This window comes from Streptomyces gamaensis (assembly GCF_042656465.1).
Taxonomy (GTDB): Bacteria; Actinomycetota; Actinomycetes; order Streptomycetales; family Streptomycetaceae; genus Streptomyces; species Streptomyces gamaensis.
Genome location: NZ_JBHSPB010000007.1, coordinates 177,633 through 192,755, shown reverse-complemented (window position 1 = coordinate 192,755; position 15,123 = coordinate 177,633). Strand labels below are relative to the sequence as shown.

General features: G+C 73.3%; 14 protein-coding genes. 12 read left to right on the top strand and 2 right to left on the bottom strand.

Going from position 1 to position 15,123, the window contains the following annotated elements; translation table 11 throughout:
* Positions 1-10 precede the first annotated feature (10 nt).
* Positions 11-883, top strand: a complete 873-nt coding sequence (locus tag ACFP1Z_RS13820) for a thioesterase family protein (RefSeq protein WP_390316475.1) — start codon at positions 11-13, stop codon at positions 881-883.
* Between the two features lie 45 nt (positions 884-928).
* Here ACFP1Z_RS13820 and ACFP1Z_RS13815 read toward each other — a convergent pair whose 3' ends face one another.
* Positions 929-1,351 (bottom strand): carboxymuconolactone decarboxylase family protein, encoded by a 423-nt coding sequence (locus ACFP1Z_RS13815; protein ID WP_390316474.1) that lies wholly within the window; start codon positions 1,349-1,351, stop codon positions 929-931.
* A 93-nt stretch (positions 1,352-1,444) separates the two neighbouring features.
* Between ACFP1Z_RS13815 and ACFP1Z_RS13810 the strand changes: the two genes are divergently transcribed.
* From ACFP1Z_RS13810 to ACFP1Z_RS13760, 11 genes are all read left to right on the top strand, one after another.
* Positions 1,445-2,614 carry a cysteine desulfurase family protein gene (locus tag ACFP1Z_RS13810; RefSeq protein WP_390316473.1) on the top strand — a complete coding sequence of 390 codons (1,170 nt, stop codon included), beginning with the start codon at positions 1,445-1,447 and terminating at the stop codon, positions 2,612-2,614.
* 17 nt (positions 2,615-2,631) lie between these two features.
* Complete coding sequence (gene mnmA, locus ACFP1Z_RS13805) at positions 2,632-3,783, top strand: tRNA 2-thiouridine(34) synthase MnmA (RefSeq protein ID WP_390316471.1); 1,152 nt, start codon at positions 2,632-2,634, stop codon at positions 3,781-3,783.
* 47 nt (positions 3,784-3,830) lie between these two features.
* Positions 3,831-4,520, top strand: coding sequence for an SDR family oxidoreductase (locus ACFP1Z_RS13800; protein WP_390316470.1), 690 nt, complete (start codon positions 3,831-3,833; stop codon positions 4,518-4,520).
* A 72-nt stretch (positions 4,521-4,592) separates the two neighbouring features.
* Entirely contained in the window at positions 4,593-5,624 is a 1,032-nt protein-coding gene (locus ACFP1Z_RS13795; RefSeq protein WP_390316469.1) for a methionine synthase, read from the top strand.
* On the top strand, positions 5,560-7,893 hold the full coding sequence (gene ligA, locus ACFP1Z_RS13790) for an NAD-dependent DNA ligase LigA (protein WP_390316468.1): 2,334 nt from the start codon (positions 5,560-5,562) through the stop codon (positions 7,891-7,893). The genes ACFP1Z_RS13795 and ligA overlap by 65 nt, the downstream gene beginning before the upstream one ends.
* 220 nt (positions 7,894-8,113) lie before the next feature.
* Positions 8,114-10,198 (top strand): putative bifunctional diguanylate cyclase/phosphodiesterase, encoded by a 2,085-nt coding sequence (locus ACFP1Z_RS13785; RefSeq protein WP_390316467.1) that lies wholly within the window; start codon positions 8,114-8,116, stop codon positions 10,196-10,198.
* A gap of 273 nt (positions 10,199-10,471) precedes the next feature.
* Positions 10,472-10,768, top strand: a complete 297-nt coding sequence (gene gatC / locus ACFP1Z_RS13780) for an Asp-tRNA(Asn)/Glu-tRNA(Gln) amidotransferase subunit GatC (RefSeq protein ID WP_390316465.1) — start codon at positions 10,472-10,474, stop codon at positions 10,766-10,768.
* 4 nt (positions 10,769-10,772) lie between these two features.
* Positions 10,773-12,275 carry an Asp-tRNA(Asn)/Glu-tRNA(Gln) amidotransferase subunit GatA gene (gatA, locus tag ACFP1Z_RS13775; protein WP_390316464.1) on the top strand — a complete coding sequence of 501 codons (1,503 nt, stop codon included), beginning with the start codon at positions 10,773-10,775 and terminating at the stop codon, positions 12,273-12,275.
* Positions 12,272-12,541, top strand: a complete 270-nt coding sequence (locus tag ACFP1Z_RS13770; RefSeq protein ID WP_390316463.1) for a hypothetical protein — start codon at positions 12,272-12,274, stop codon at positions 12,539-12,541. The genes gatA and ACFP1Z_RS13770 overlap by 4 nt, the downstream gene beginning before the upstream one ends.
* 14 nt (positions 12,542-12,555) lie before the next feature.
* Complete coding sequence (gatB, locus tag ACFP1Z_RS13765; protein WP_390316462.1) at positions 12,556-14,064, top strand: Asp-tRNA(Asn)/Glu-tRNA(Gln) amidotransferase subunit GatB; 1,509 nt, start codon at positions 12,556-12,558, stop codon at positions 14,062-14,064.
* A gap of 218 nt (positions 14,065-14,282) precedes the next feature.
* Positions 14,283-14,894 carry an AMIN-like domain-containing (lipo)protein gene (locus ACFP1Z_RS13760; RefSeq protein WP_390316461.1) on the top strand — a complete coding sequence of 204 codons (612 nt, stop codon included), beginning with the start codon at positions 14,283-14,285 and terminating at the stop codon, positions 14,892-14,894.
* Positions 14,895-14,933: 39 nt separating this feature from the next.
* On the opposite strand, the gene ACFP1Z_RS13755 is transcribed toward ACFP1Z_RS13760, so the two are convergent.
* Positions 14,934-15,098, bottom strand: coding sequence for a DUF6191 domain-containing protein (locus ACFP1Z_RS13755; protein WP_390316460.1), 165 nt, complete (start codon positions 15,096-15,098; stop codon positions 14,934-14,936).
* Positions 15,099-15,123: the final 25 nt, after the last annotated feature.

The window sequence follows — 15,123 nt, the reverse complement described above, 5'->3', positions numbered from 1 at the left end:
GCGTGCCCGCATGGCACAGGCAACCATCGGCAACAGCGAGTTCGACCGCGACACCGCCGTGACACGGCGGGAGCCCGGCGTGTACGAGGCCCGGGTGTCCGCCGGGTGGACCGTCCACGGCGCCGCCAACGGCGGCTACCTCCTCGCCCTGATCGGCCGGGCCCTCGGCGACACCCTGCCGCACCCCCACCCCTTCACCATCACCGCGCACTACCTCGGCGCCACCCGGCCCGGCCCCGCGCTCGTCCGCACCACCGCCGTGCGCGGCGGCCGCGGCCTCTCCACCGGCCAGGCGAGCCTGTGCCAGACGGCCCCCGACGGCACCGAGACCGAGCGCGTCCGCGTCCTGGCCTCCTACGGCGACCTCGACGCCCTGCCCGCCGACATCCGCACCACCGCCAAACCGCCCGCGATCCCGCCCTACGAGCACTGCGCCGGCCGGAACGAGGGCCGTGACCGGGGCCGGGACGAGGGCCGGGACCCGGTCCCCGACGCCGCGGCCGCGCTGTCCGAGCGGCTCGACGTGCGCCTGGACCCCGCCACCGCCGGCTGGGCCGTCGGGGCGCCCAGCGGCCGCGGCGAGATGCGCGCCTGGTTCGGCCTCGCCGACGGCCGCGACCCCGACCCGCTCGCCCTGCTCCTGGCCGTCGACGCCCTGCCGCCCACCGCCTTCGAGATGGGCCTGACCGGCTGGGTGCCCACCGTCGAGCTCACCGCGCACGTCCGCCGCCGCCCCGCCCCCGGCCCGCTGCGCGTCTGCGTCGTGACCCGCAACCTCGCCGGCGGCTACCTGGAGGAGGACGCCGAGGTCTGGGACACCCAGGACCGCCTCGTCGCCCAGTCCCGGCAGCTGGCCCGGCCCGTCGTCAAGAGGGCCGGGTGAGCGGAAGGGGCCGGGAAGGCCGGGTGAGTTCGGGGGAGCCGACTGCTACTCCGCGCGCCCGGCGTCCACCACCGGCAGCAGGCCCCGCTCCGCGAACACCCGCTTCGCCACCAGCGTGGCGTTGAGCGCCCGGGGGACCCCGCAGTAGGGCGCCGCGTGCAGCAGCGCCTCCACGATCTCGGCGGGCGTCAGCCCCACGTTCAGACACACCCCCACATGAACCTGGAGCTGCGGCTCGCAGCCGCCCAGCGCCGTCAGCATGCCCAGAGTCACCAGTTGCCGGTCGCGCGGCGGCAGCCGCGGCCGCGCGTAGATCTCGCCGAAGCCCCACGCCACGATCTGGTGGGCCAGCTCCGGCGAGACGTCCGCGAGCGTGTCGAGCACCCGCCGGGCCTCCTCGCCGTCGATCTCCCGCAGCACCGCCATCCCGCGCTCGAAGCGCGCCCGCCTGTCCCGCTCCTCGTCCATGCCCCGACCGTAGGGCCCGCCCGCCGTTCCCGCACCAGCAGCGGCCACGGGGCGGACACCGGGCGCGGGGCAACTCGTAGAATCGGTCCCACCATGGCCTACCTCGACCACGCCGCCACCACCCCGATGCTGCCGGAGGCGGTGCGGGCGATGACCGCCCAGCTCGCCGTCACCGGGAACGCCTCCTCCCTGCACGCCGCCGGACGGCGTGCCCGCCGCACCGTCGAGGAGGCCCGCGAGGCCCTCGCGGCCGCGCTCGGCGCCCGGCCCAGCGAGCTCGTCTGGACGGCGGGCGGCACCGAAGCCGACAACCTCGCCGTCAAGGGCCTGTTCTGGGCCCGCCGCGCCGCCGACCCGCGCCGCACCCGCGTCCTCGCCAGCCCCGTCGAGCACCACGCCGTGCTCGACGCCGTCGACTGGCTCGCCACGCACGAGGGCGCGACGGTGGAGTACCTGCCCGTCGACGCCCACGGGCGCGTGCACCCCGAGGCGCTGCGCGAGGCCATCGCCCGCGACCCCGGCGACGTCGCCCTCGCCACGGTCATGTGGGCCAACAACGAGATCGGCACCGTCATGCCGGTCCGCGAACTCGCCGACGCCGCCGCCGAGTTCGGCATACCCCTGCACGCCGACGCGGTCCAGGCCTTCGGCCAGCTCGACGTCGACTTCGCCGCCTCCGGGCTCGCCGCGATGACCGTCTCCGGCCACAAGGTCGGCGGCCCCTACGGGATCGGCGCGCTGCTCCTGGGCCGGCAGTACACGCCCGTACCCCTGCTGCACGGCGGAGGCCAGGAGCGGCACGTGCGCTCCGGCACCCTGGACGTGCCCGCCATCACCGCCTTCGCCGTCGCCGGCACCCTCGCGGCCGAGCGGCGCGCGGACTTCGCCCGCGAGATCGGCGCCCTGCGCGACGAGCTCGTCCTGGGCGTACGGGCCGCCGTCCCCGACGCCGTCCTCGGCGGCGACCCCGACCCGGCGGGCCGGCTCCCCGCCAACGCCCACTTCGCCTTCCCCGGCTGCGAGGGCGACTCCCTGCTGCTGCTCCTGGACGCCCAGGGCATCGAGTGCTCGACGGGCTCGGCGTGCACGGCCGGCGTCGCCCAGCCCAGCCACGTCGTCCTCGCGACGGGCACCGACGCGGACCTCGCGCGGGGCACGCTGCGGTTCTCCCTGGGGCACACCTCGACACGGGCGGACGTCGAGGCCGTGACCGGGGCCATCGGCCCGGTGGTGGAGCGGGCCAGGAGCGCGGGACTGTCCTGACTTACCCTGGACGGGTTATGACTGACTTCCCTGGCGCACCCTCCGGCCCCCGCGACGGCCGTCGCCTTCGCGTCCTCGCCGCCATGTCGGGCGGTGTGGACTCCGCCGTGGCCGCGGCCCGAGCCGCGGAGGCCGGGCACGACGTGACCGGAGTCCACCTCGCCCTCTCCGCGAACCCCCAGTCCTTCCGTACGGGCGCCCGCGGCTGCTGCACCATCGAGGACTCCCGCGACGCCCGCCGCGCCGCCGACGTCATCGGCATCCCCTTCTACTGCTGGGATCTGGCCGAACGTTTCCGCGAGGACGTCGTCGAGGACTTCATAGCCGAGTACGAGGCGGGCCGCACCCCCAACCCCTGCCTGCGCTGCAACGAGAAGATCAAGTTCGCGGCGCTGCTCGACAAGGCCCTCGCGCTCGGCTTCGACGCGGTGTGCACGGGCCACTACGCCACGGTCGTCGTGAACGAGGACGGCAGCCGCGAGCTGCACCGCGCCTCCGACATGGCCAAGGACCAGTCCTACGTCCTCGGCGTCCTGGACGACCGCCAGCTCGCCCACGCGATGTTCCCCCTCGGTGACACGGTCACCACCAAGGAGGAGATCCGCGCGGAGGCCGAGCGGCGCGGTCTCGCCGTCGCGAAGAAGCCCGACAGCCACGACATCTGCTTCATCGCCGACGGCGACACCCAGGGCTTCCTCTCCCGCCGCCTGGGCAGGGCCGAGGGCGACATCGTCGACGAGGACGGCAACAAGGTCGGCACCCACGAGGGCGCCTACGGCTTCACCATCGGCCAGCGCAAGGGCCTGCGCCTGGGCCGCCCGGCCCCCGACGGCAAGCCCCGCTACGTCCTCGACATCTCGCCCGTGGACAACACGGTCACGGTCGGCCCGGCCGCCGCCCTCGACGTGTCGTCCCTGACCGCCATCCGCCCCCGCTGGTGCGGCGCCGCCCCCCAGGGCCCCGGCACCTACACCGCCCAGCTGCGCGCCCACGGCGGCGAGACCGAGGTCACCGCCGAACCCGTCGGCGACGAGCTGAAGGTGACCTTCACCGAGCCGGTGCGCGGCGTCGCTCCGGGGCAGGCCATCGTGCTGTACGACGGGACGCGCGTGGTGGGGTCCGCGACGATCGCGACAACGGAGCGTACGGCAGCGGCCGTTCGCCCGTAGGACAAGTAAAGTCGGTAAAGTCGCCGGGTATCGGGCAAGCTGGCCCCATGGCAACACACCTGATCACCGGAGCCGGTTCGGGCATCGGCGCGGCCGTGGCCGGCCGGCTTCTCGCACGGGGCGACGAACTGTATCTGTTCGCCCGGAACGCCGGACGGGCCAAGGAGCTCGCCGACCGCTTTCCCGGCGCGCACACCCTCGTCGCCGACCTCGCCGTTCCCGACCGGCTCTCCTGGGCGCTCGACCACCAGCAGCTGCCCGAGCGCGTCGACTCCCTGCTGCACATCGCCGGCGTCGTCGACCTCGGCACGGTGGGCGAGCTGACCACGCGCACCTGGAACGCCACCCTCGCCGCGAACCTGGTCTCCCCGGCCGAGCTGACCCGGCTGTTCCTGCCCCAGCTGCGCGTCGCCAACGGGCACGTCGTCTTCGTCAACTCCGGGGCGGGCCTCAACGCCCATGCCACCTGGGCCGCGTACGCGGCGAGCAAGCACGGTCTGAAGGCCCTCGCGGACTCCCTGCGGGCCGAGGAGCACGCGAACGGCGTGCGCGTCACCAGCGTCTACCCGGGCCGCACGGCCACCCCGATGCAGGTCAAGGTGCACCAGCAGGAGGGCAGGGAGTACGACGCGGGGCAGTGGATCGATCCGGAGTCGGTGGCCACGACGGTGCTGTGCGCGCTGGATCTGCCGCGGGACGCGGAGATCAACGACCTGACGGTGCGGCCCGGCCGCTGAGCGGACCGAAGCCGCAGGTCGAGGCGGGTGGAGGCGGATGAAGGGGGCCGCGCGTCCGCGTAGGCTTCCCGCGTGAGCGAGAAGAGTCAGCTGAACCTGGGAGCAGGCGTCGCCACCGGCGTCGGATCGATGCCGGGCGGCGACGCCCGCGAGGCCGCGAAGACCGTCACCGGCTCGCTGGAGTCCCTGCCGTTCCTGCCCGAACTGCCCGCGCGCGGCCCCGGCGCCGACATGATCGGCCGGACCGCCGGGATGCTGGTCGACCTGTACGCGCACGTCGAGCCCAGCGGCTGGCGCTTCAGCGACCGGCCCGGCCGCGACACCCGGCGGGCCCGCTCCTGGCTCGGGGAGGACCTCGACGCGCTGGAGGAGTTCACGCAAGGGCATGAGGGCGCGCTGAAGGTCTCCGCCGTCGGCCCGTGGACCCTCGCCGCCGCGCTCGAACTGCGCGGCGGCGAGGCGGCCGTGAGCGATCCGGGTGCCTGCCGGGACCTCGCCGCCTCGCTCGCCGAGGGGCTGCGCGCGCACCTGGCCGAGGTCCGCCGGCGGGTGCCCGGTGCCCGTCTGCTGCTCCAGCTCGACGAGCCCTCGCTGCCGGCGGTACTGACCGGGCGGGTCCGTACGGCCAGCGGCTACCGCACCCACCGGGCTGTGGACCGCGCCGTCGTCGAGGGCGCCCTGCGCGAACTGGCCGCCGTGGCCCGGGAGACGACCGGCTCGGCGCCCGTGGTGCACTCCTGCGCCCCCGGCGTGCCCTTCGCGCTGCTGCGCCGCGCGGGCGTCGCCGGAGTCTCCTTCGACTTCTCACTGCTCACCGAGCGTGAGGACGAGGCGGTCGGGGAGGCCGTGGAGGCCGGCCTCACCCTCTTCGCGGGCGCCGTGCCCGCTCAGCACACGGCCACCGCCCCGTTGTCCGACCCTGCCGGTAGCGTCATGGGTGTCAGGACGCTGTGGCGCAGGCTGGGGCTGGCACCGGGGACTCTCGCGGAGTCCGTCGTGGTCACCCCGTCGTGCGGGCTCGCGGGCGCTTCGCCCGCCTATGCCCGTACGGCTCTCGCGCACTGCGCCCGGGCAGCGAGATCTCTCGCGGACAACCCTGAGTAATGAAGCCCGTGGTGCCCACGGGCCGAGGGAGGACGAGACGGTGACCGGCGGACAGCACGGCGAACGGCTTGCGGGCGGCCCCACGGCGCCCGCCGAAGCACGCGAGCGCCACGCGCGCCTCGCGGAGCAGATCGAGGAGCACCGCTTCCGGTACTACGTCAAGAACCAGCCGGTCGTCAGCGACGCCGAGTTCGACAAGCTGCTGCGCTCCCTGGAGCAGCTGGAGGAGCAGTACCCCCAGCTGCGCACCCCCGACTCGCCGACCCAGAAGGTCGCCGGCTCCTACGCCGAAGCATTCTTGACGTTTAGCTCCGTCGAGCACCGCGAGCGCATGCTCTCCCTCGACAACGCCTTCGACGACGAGGAGCTCGCCGCCTGGGCCGACCGGGTCGCCAAGGAGGTCGGCGAGGGCACTGCCTACCACTTCCTGTGCGAGCTGAAGATCGACGGCCTCGCCGTCAACCTCACCTACGAGCACGGGCGGCTCACCCGCGCCGCCACCCGCGGCGACGGCCGCACCGGCGAGGACATCACCCTCAACGTCCGCACCATCAAGGAGATCCCCGACCGCATCCAGGGCGACCGCGTCCCGGACCTCGTGGAGATCCGCGGCGAGGTCTTCTTCCCCATGGAGAAGTTCGAGGAGCTCAACGCCCGGCTCGTGGAAGCCGGCGAGAAGCCCTTCGCCAACCCGCGCAACGCGGCCGCCGGTTCCCTGCGCCAGAAGGACCCCCGGGTCACCGCCACCCGCCCGCTGCACATGGTCGTCCACGGCATCGGCGCCCGCGACGGCTTCGACATCGACTGCCAGTCGCACGCCTACGAGCTGCTGCGCGAGTGGGGCCTGCCCACCGCCGCGCACGCCCGGGTGGTCGACTCCCTGGAGGGCGTGCGCGCCTACATCGCCCACTACGGCGACGCGGACGTCCGGCACTCCATGGAGCACGAGATCGACGGCGTCGTCGTCAAGCTCGACGAGATCCCGCTGCAGGGGCGCCTCGGCTCCACCTCGCGCGCCCCGCGCTGGGCGATCGCCTGGAAGTACCCGCCGGAGGAGGTCAACACCAAGCTCGTCGACATCCGCGTCGGCGTCGGCCGCACCGGCCGCGTCACCCCCTACGCGGTGGTCGAGCCGGTCACCGTCGCCGGCTCCGAGGTCGAGTTCGCCACCCTGCACAACCAGGACGTCGTCAAGGCCAAGGGCGTCCTGATCGGCGACACCGTCGTACTGCGCAAGGCCGGCGACGTCATCCCCGAGATCCTCGGCCCCGTCGCCGACCTGCGCGACGGCAGCGAGCGCGAGTTCGTCATGCCCGCGCAGTGCCCCGAGTGCGGCAGCGCCCTGCAGCCGATGAAGGAGGGCGACATCGACCTGCGCTGCCCCAACGCCCGCGGCTGCCCCGCCCAGATCCGCGAGCGCCTGTACTACCTCGCCGGCCGCAAGTGCCTCGACATCGAGCACTTCGGCTACGTCGCGGCCACCGCCCTCACCCAGCCGCTGGAGCCGGCCGCCCCGCCCCTGAAGGACGAGGGCGACCTGTTCGACCTCACCATCGAGGAGCTGCTGCCCATCAAGTCCTACGTCCTCGACCCGGACACCGGACTGCCCAAGCACGACCCGAAGACCGGCAAGGAGAAGGTCGTCACCTTCTTCGCCAACCAGAAGGGCGAACCGAAGAAGAACGCCCTCGCGATGCTGGAGAACATCAAGGCAGCCCGGCAGCGCCCCCTCGCCCGCATCCTCACCGGCCTGTCCATCCGGCACGTCGGGCCCGTCGCGGCCGTCGCCCTGGCCCGCGAGTTCCGCTCGCTGGAACGGATCGCCGCGGCCAGCGAGGAGGAGCTGGCCGCCGTCGAGGGCGTCGGCGGCATCATCGCCGCCTCCGTCAAGCAGTGGTTCGCCGAGGACTGGCACCGCGAGATCGTCGAGAAGTGGCGGGCCGCGGGCGTGCGCATGGAGGAGGAGGCGACCGGCGAGGACGAGGGCCCGCGCCCCCTGGAGGGCCTGACCGTCGTCGTCACCGGCACGCTCGCCGGCCACACCCGCGACGCCGCCAAGGAGGCGCTGCAGAGCCGCGGCGCCAAGGTCACCGGCTCGGTGTCGAAGAAGACGGACTTCGTCGTCGTCGGCGACAACCCCGGCTCCAAGTACGACAAGGCCATGCAGCTGAAGGTCCCGGTCCTGCGCGAGGACGGCTTCGCCGTGCTGCTGGACCAAGGCCCCGACGCGGCACGGGAATTGGCCGTTCCGGCGGACGAGGCCGGGTGAGCGGCCGGCCCGCCGCCCGGATCCGGATCGCCACCCCCGTGGAGTAATGCCCGCACAGGCAGTGGGCATTACCTCTACATCGCTTGCCGGACGGCTACTTCAGGCCGCATCCCGATCGGGCAACCGCTGCCGATCGCTGCCCGCCGTAGCCTTCTGCGGCCTACTGTTGAGATGTGCGCCTGCCGTGGCGCTGGCACCGCCGGCTGTGAGAGGGACGGGCATGAAACCCACCGACAGCGCCGACCCGGCATCCCGTCTGCACCGGGTTCCCCCGCCCGCGCTGCCGACGCTCTGTGTGAGCGTCGCCGCCTTCGCGCTGGGCGGCGGGATCTGCCGGGCCGTCGGCGCGGGCCGGGCCGTCTTCCCCGGGCACGCGGCCGGCTGGGCCCTGGCCGCCCTCACCGCCGTGATCGTCGCCCACCTCGTGGCCCTGGGCCGGGACCGCTGGTGGGGCGGCACCGGCTCCGGAGCCGCCCTCACCCTCGCCGTGCTGCTGCTCTACGGCTGGCTCCCGGCCTCGCTGATCAGCATCGCCGTCGTGCTGCTGGTGGCCGCCGCCCGCCGCCACCGGTGGCGGCAGGCATTACTGCACGGCGCCGTCGACGTCCTCGGCATCGCCGCCGGCGGCCTCGGCCTCGCCCTGTGCGGCATCACACCGAGCGTCGAGAGCCCCTGGCTGCCCGACGCCTGGACGCCCGCCGCGGCCCCGCCGATCGCGCTCGCCGCCTTCTGCTATCTCGCCGTCACCCGCGCCCTGTTGTGGTATTCGATGGCGCCGCGCACGGCGCTCACCAGCATCGCCCGCACCGCGCTCGTCCGGCAGGCACTCGTCGGCGGGGCCCTGCTCGGCATCGCCCCCCTCATCGCCGTCGTCGCCGACCACGCGCCACTGCTGCTGCCCCTGTTCGCCGTCCCCCTCGTCGCCCTCGACTCCACCCTGTGGATCGCCCGCGCCCGCGCCGAGGAGCAACTGCGCGACCCGCTCACCGGGCTCCCCAACCGCCAGTGGCTGCTGGAGCGCACCTGGGCCGCCCTCGACGAGTCCGAGCGGGCCGGCTCCCGCTCCGCCCTGGTGCTGATAGACCTGGACCGCTTCCGGTCCGTCAACGACACCCTCGGGCATCTCGCCGGGGACCGGCTGCTGCTGCAGATAGCCGAGCGGCTGCGCCTCGCCCTGCCGCACGAGGCGGAGGCCGCGCGGCTCGGCGGCGACGAGTTCGCGGTCCTGCTGCCCGTCACCGACTCCCTCACCGGGGCCCAGCGCGTGGCGCGTTCCCTCGTCTCCGCCCTCGGCTCCCCCCTCGACCTCGACGGCCTCACCCTCGTGCTGGAGGCCAGCGCCGGCGTCGCCGTCTACCCCGATCACGCCCTGGACGCCGAGGGCCTGCTGCGCCGCGCCGACGTCGCGATGTACCAGGCCAAGCGCGACCGCAGCGGCGTCGAGGTCTACGAGGCCCGCCGCGACGGCAACACCCCCGACCGGCTGGGCCTGCTGGGAGATCTGCGGCGCGCCCTGGACGCGGGCGACGTCGAGCTCCACTACCAGCCCAAGGTCGGCTTCGACGGCCATGTCGAGGGGCTGGAGGCGCTGGTGCGCTGGGTGCACCCCGAGCGCGGCAGAGTCTCCCCGGACGAGTTCATCGCCATCGCCGAGTCCTCGGGGCTGATGCCCCGGCTCACCGAGTACGTCCTGGAGACCGCCCTCGGGCAGGTCGCCAAGTGGTGGGCGATGGGCCTCCAGGTGCCCGTCGCCGTCAATGTCTCCCCGCGCGACGTGCACACCCCCGGCTTCGCCGGCTCGGTCGCCGCCCGCCTCGCCCGGCACGGCGTGCCCGCCGGGGCGCTCCAGCTGGAGATCACCGAGCACGTCCTGCTGGAGGACCCGCAGCGCGCCGCCGACACCCTCGCCGGACTCACCGGGCACGGCGTGAAGATGTCCCTCGACGACTTCGGCACCGGCTACTCCTCGCTCGTGCACCTGCGGCGGCTGCCGGTCAGCGAGCTGAAGATCGACCGCTCCTTCGTGGCCCGGCTCGCGATCGACAACGAGGACGCCGAGATCGTGCGCTGCACCCTGGACCTCGCGCACTCCCTGGGGCTGCTGGTGGTCGCCGAGGGCGTCGAGGACGACGAGACCTGGGAGCGGCTGCGCGACCTGGGCTGCGACGCCGTCCAGGGCTGGCTCGTCGCCGCCGCGATGCCGCCCGACGAGACCACGGCCTGGCTCCGGCTGCGCCAGGAGGGCGCCGGCGTACGGGGCCGCCTGGCGGCGGAGGAGGCGGAAGCGGACCAGCCCGTCACCTAGCCGGTGGGGCGCCGGGTATCCCAGGGGCTGCGCCTCCGGGCCCTGCCAGGGGGCTGCGCCCCCAGACCCCCGATCGCGGCTGCGCCGCTCGTCCTCAAACGCCGGACGGGCTTGATTTGGCGCGTGTCCGTACGGGCCCGGGGCCCCGGAAACGCGTGCTGGCCCAGCGCCGAGCGAAACCGTTTCGCGGGCAGTCGGTGCGGCGCCATAGGATTGGGCGCGAAATCATCGAGAAACCTCGAAGACCCACGTACTCACCCTGAGGATCGCCGCATGCCTGGCATCACGCGCGAGGAGGTCGCACACCTCGCCCGGCTGGCACGTCTTGAGCTGCAGGACGACGAGCTCGACCACTTCGCCACCCAGCTCGACGACATCATCGGCGCGGTCGCCCGCGTCTCCGAGGTCGCCGGCCAAGACGTCCCGCCGACCTCCCACCCGCTGCCGCTGACCAATGTCATGCGCGCGGACGAGGTCCGTCCGTCGCTGAGCCCCGAGCAGGCGCTGTCCGGCGCCCCCGCCCAGGAGCAGCAGCGTTTCAAGGTGCCGCAGATCCTGGGGGAGGACTGATCCCGTGACGGCCAACGAAAAGATCGTCAAGCTCACGGCGGCCGAGACCGCCGCGAAGATCGCCTCCGGCGAGCTCACCGCCGTCGCGGTGACCGAGGCCCACCTGGCCCGTATCGAGGCCGTGGACGAGAAGGTGCACGCCTTCCTGCACATCGACCGCGAGGGCGCCCTCGCGCAGGCCCGCGCCGTCGACGCCAAGCGGGAGCGCGGCGAGAAGCTCGGCCCGCTGGCCGGTGTGCCGCTCGCCCTGAAGGACATCTTCACCACGCAGGGCGTCCCCACCACCGTGGGCTCCAAGATCCTTGAGGGCTGGCTGCCGCCGTACGACGCGACGCTGACCCGCAGGCTCAAGGAAGCCGACGTCGTCATCCTCGGCAAGACCAACATGGACGAGTTCGCCATGGGGTCGTCGACGGAGAACAGCGCCTACGGCCCGACCGGCAACCCCTGGGACCTCACGAGGATCCCCGGCGGTTCCGGCGGCGGTTCCGCCGCCGCGCTCGCCGCCTTCGAGGCCCCCCTCGCGATCGGCACGGACACCGGCGGCTCGATCCGCCAGCCCGCCGCCGTCACCGGCACCGTCGGCGTCAAGCCCACCTACGGCGGGGTCTCCCGCTACGGCATGGTGGCCTTCTCCTCCTCCCTCGACCAGGGCGGCCCCTGCGCCCGTACGGTCCTGGACGCGGCCCTGCTGCACGAGGTGATCGCCGGCCACGACCCGCTGGACTCGACCTCCGTCGACGCCCCGGTGCCCCCGGTCGTCGAGGCCGCGCGGAACGGCGATGTGCGCGGCCTGCGCGTCGGTGTCGTCAAGCAGTTCCGCGGCGAGGGCTACCAGGCCGGTGTGCTGCAGCGCTTCGACGAGTCCGTCGAGCTGCTGCGGGAGCTGGGCGCGGAGATCGTCGAGCTGGACTGCCCGTCCTTCGACCTCGCGCTCGCCGCCTACTACCTCATCGCCCCGTCCGAGTGCTCCTCGAACCTGGCCCGCTTCGACGGCCTGCGTTACGGCCTGCGCACCGGCGACGACGGCAGCCGCTCCGCCGAGGACGTCACCGCGCTCACCCGCGAGGCCGGCTTCGGCCCCGAGGTCAAGCGCCGCGTCATGCTCGGTACGTACGCCCTGAGCTCCGGCTACTACGACGCGTACTACGGCTCCGCGCAGAAGGTCCGCACCCTGATCACCCGGGACTTCGAGCGGTCCTTCGAGCAGGTCGACGTGATCGTCTCGCCGACGACGCCGACCACCGCCTTCCCGATCGGCGAGCGCGCCGACGACCCGATGGCGATGTACCTCGCGGACCTGTGCACCATCCCGGTCAACCTGGCGGGCAACGCCGCGATGTCGCTGCCCTGCGGCCTGGCGCCCGAGGACGGGCTGCCCGTGGGCCTGCAGATCATCGCGCCCGCGATGCAGGACGACCGGCTCTACAAGGTGGGTGCCGCCGTCGAGGCCGCGTTCACCGCCCGTTGGGGACACCCGCTGCTGGAGGAGGCACCGTCGCTGTGAGCAATGCTGCTGTGAGCAAGGACAAGGGCAGTGCGCTGAAGAAGGCCAAGGGCTTCAAGAAGTCCAAGCCGGGCACGTACCTGTCGATCGGCACCACCGCGTTCGGCGCGATCAGTGTCATCAAGCAGGCGAAGAAGGCCCGCGGCGAGCACGACACGCTCCAGCTCGTCGACGCGGTCGTCTCCGCCGCCGCCATCGTCACCGGCGTCGCTCTGCTCGTGCGCGAGCTGCGCCGTATGAACAGCGACGACGTCCTCGCGGACTGAGAGGTAAGTTTTCCGTGACCGTCACCGAACTGGTGCCGTACGAGGACGCGTTGGCGTCCTACGATCCCGTCATGGGCCTTGAGGTCCACGTCGAGCTGGGCACCAAGACCAAGATGTTCTGCGGCTGCTCCACCGAGCTGGGCGCCGAGCCCAACGCGCAGACCTGCCCCACCTGCCTCGGCCTGCCGGGCTCGCTGCCGGTCGTCAACGCGACCGGCGTCGAGTCCGCCATCAAGATCGGCCTCGCGCTGCACTGCGAGATCGCCGAGTGGTGCCGCTTCGCCCGGAAGAACTACTTCTATCCGGACATGCCGAAGAACTTCCAGACCTCCCAGTACGACGAGCCCATCGCCTTCAACGGCTACCTGGACGTCCAGCTGGAGGACGGCGAGGTCTTCCGCGTGGAGATCGAGCGCGCCCACATGGAGGAGGACACCGGCAAGTCCACGCACGTGGGCGGTGCCACCGGCCGTATCCACGGCGCCTCGCACTCGCTGCTCGACTACAACCGGGCCGGCATCCCGCTCATCGAGATCGTCACCAAGCCGATCACCGGGGCCGGCGAGCGCGCCCCCGAGGTCGCCAAGGCCTATGTGGCCGAGCTGCGCGAGCTCATCAAGGCGCTCGGTGTCTCCGAGGCCCGTATGGAGATGGGCCAGATGCGCTGCGACGTCAACCTGTCGCTGCGCCCCAACGGCACCGAGAAGTTCGGCACCCGCAGCGAGACGAAGAACGTCAACTCGCTGCGCTCGGTCGAGCGTGCCGTGCGCTTCGAGATCCAGCGGCACGCGGCCGTGCTCTCCTCGGGCGGCACGATCGTGCAGGAGACCCGGCACTTCCACGAGGAGGACGGCTCCACGACCTCCGGCCGCATCAAGGAAGAGGCCGAGGACTACCGCTACTTCCCCGAGCCGGACCTGGTGCCGGTGGCCCCCTCCCGCGAGTGGGTCGAGGAACTGCGGGCCGGCCTCCCGGAGTTGCCGCGGGTGCGCCGCAACCGGCTGCGCGAGCAGTGGGGTGTCTCCGCCCACGACATGCAGTCGATCCTCAACGCGGGCGCCGTCGACCTGATCGTCGCCACGACCGAGGCGGGCGCGGACGCGGCCGCCGCCCGCAAGTGGTGGATGGGCGAGCTCGCCCGCCGCGCCAACGAGGACGGCGTCGAGCTGTCCGCCCTGGCGATCACCCCCGGGCAGGTCGCGCGGATCGCCGCGCTGGTCGCGGAGGGCTCCCTCAACGACAAGCTGGCCCGCCAGGTCATCGAGGGCGTTCTCGCGGGCGAGGGCGGCCCGGACGAGGTCGTCGAGGCGCGCGGCCTGAAGGTCGTCTCCGACGAGGGCGCGCTGGGCACGGCCGTGGACGAGGCCATCGCCGCCAACGCGGCCATCGCGGACAAGATCCGCGGCGGCAAGGTCGCGGCGGCGGGCGCGCTCGTCGGCGCGGTCATGAAGGCCACGCGCGGTCAGGCCGACGCGGCCCGCGTGCGCGAGCTGATCCTTCAGAAGCTGGGCGTCGAGGGCTGACCCCTCGGTTTTCCGGTTGTGCCGCGGCCGCCCCTCCGCACGGAGGGGCGGCCGCCGTCGTGTACGGACCCGCGCACCGAACGCGTACACAGCGGGAGTTGGCCGGAAATAACCGGTAGATACCCCATGTGCGGCGCCGGTCCGGCATGATCCGGTCGAACGGGCCGGACCGCGCGCCCGTCGAATCCAGGGCTGGGGGCACGCACATGCGACCGACCATGCGACACACGAGCCGGCACTCGGGGCGGCGGACGGGCCGGAGGGCGGTCACGGCGCTGGCCGCCCTCGTCCTCGCGGGCGGGGGCCTGACCGCGACCGCCGGGACGAGCGCGGCCGCCGACGCCGCCGGGTCGAGCTGCGCGGCCGTGGGCTGGGGCAGCCGGGAGCGGGTCAGCACCGACACCGAATACCACCCGCTGACGGACATCAGAACCGACCGGCACGCGTGCTTCGACCGTATCGTCTTCGACGTCCACACCACCGAGGGCCACCCCATCGGCTACCGGGTGGGCTATGTCGACAAGGTCCACCAGGACGGTTCGGGGGACGTGGTCCCCGTCGGCGGGGGCGCGGTCCTCGCGATCCGGGTGGCGGCCCCCAGCCACGACGTGGCCTCGAACAGCACGCGCTACCCCGGCAAGCTCGGCAAACCGCTGCCCGGAGTGGACCTCACCGGCTACCGCACGTTCCGCGACGCGCGCTTCGCCGGCAGCTTCGAGGGCGACACCCAGGTCGGTCTGGGGGTACGGGCCAGGCTGCCGTTCCGCGTCTTCCAGAGCGACAACCACATCGTGGTGGACGTGGCGCACAGCTGGGACGGCCTGCGCTGACCCGAGGGCCCCTCCGGCCTCTCCAGCCCCCGTGGCCGGTCAGCCCTGCCGGGGCCGTATGACGACCCGGCCCGAGTCGAGGTCGATCGGGCCCTGGCCGGGGTCGGCGTCGCCGGTGTCGTCCCGGGACAGCTCCAGCCGGTTGCGCTCCTCGTGGGTGTGCTTGCGGCCCGGCGCGAACACTTCCTCCAGCACGTTGAACATCTCGACTCCCGTCGCGGCACCGTCC